Genomic DNA, 1,251 nt, shown 5'->3' on the forward strand with positions numbered 1-1,251 from the left:
CCTCACACCCTTTCCCTCGCCCACGCTCTTCCGATCGCCGCGCGCGCCTCGGTCGCGACGGCCGACGGCACCGCATTGCCGCGTGCAGCCACGTCGGCGTCGTGCGCGGCGACCACGGCGCGCGCGAGCGGATGGTCGCTCTGACGCTGCACCGCTGCCGCAAGCGCGAGCGCTTCGTCATGCACCACACCGACCGCTTCGAACGCCGTCACGGACGGCTTGCCTTCGGTCAGCGTGCCGGTCTTGTCGAACGCGATCACGGTCGTGCGCTGCGCGAGTTCGAGCGCCTGCGCATCCTTGATCAGCACACCGTGACGGGCCGCGACGCCCGTGCCGGCCATGATCGCGGCGGGCGTCGCGAGGCCGAGCGCGCACGGGCACGCGATGACGAGCACCGCGACCGCATTGAGGATGGCAGTTTCCGTCCCGGCGCCGGCGATCAGCCAGCCGACCAGCGTCAGCAACGCGATGCCGAGGATCGCCGGCACGAACACCTCGCTTACGCGATCGACGAGCCGCTGGATCGGCGCCTTCTCGGCCTGTGCGGATTCGACGAGGCGGATGATGCGCGCGAGCGTCGTCTCCGCGCCGATCGCGGTGGTTTCGACGACGAGCGCGCCTTCGCCGTTGATCGAGCCGGCCGTGACGGGGTCGCCGTCGTCCTTCGGCACCGGCAGGCTTTCGCCGGTGATCAGCGATTCGTCGATGTGCGAGCGGCCCGACACGATCCGGCCGTCGACCGGCACGCGTTCGCCGGGGCGGATGCTGACGCGCGTGCCGACGCGCACCTGCGCCAGCGGCACGTCACGCTCGACGCCGTGCTCGACGACGCGCGCCCGGTCGGGCCGCAGCGCGTTCAGCGCGCGGATCGCGTCGGTGGTCTGGCGCTTCGCGCGCGATTCGAGCCATTTGCCGAAGCGCACCAGCGTGACGATGACGGCCGACGCCTCGAAATACAGGTGGCCGGGATGCGCGGGGTCGCGCAGCAGCATCCACAGGCTCAGCCCGTACGCGGCCGACGTGCCGAGCGCGACGAGCAGGTCCATGTTGCCGGTGCGCGCCTTCACCGCATGCCAGGCTGCGCGATAGAAGCGTGCGCCGAAGCCGAACTGGACGATCGACGCGAGCACGAGCTGGAGCCAGCCGGGCAGCATCAGGTCGATGCCGAACGGCGCGACGAGCATCGGCGCGACGAGCGGTGCGCTCAGCACGGCGGCCCCGATGACGAGATTGCGTTCGCGAATCGCTTCG

The 1,251-nt window shown here is 71.1% G+C and carries 1 protein-coding gene; it reads right to left on the minus strand.

Features of this window, described 5'->3' with window-relative positions; translation table 11 throughout:
- Positions 1–2: 2 nt before the first annotated feature.
- A partial coding sequence (locus G3O06_RS48310; RefSeq protein ID WP_241020630.1) for a heavy metal translocating P-type ATPase occupies positions 3–1,251 on the minus strand: 1,249 nt, incomplete at its 5' end.

Origin of the sequence: Burkholderia sp. Ac-20345 (assembly GCF_017104825.1) — a bacterium.
Classification (GTDB): Bacteria; Pseudomonadota; Gammaproteobacteria; order Burkholderiales; family Burkholderiaceae; genus Burkholderia; species Burkholderia lata_B.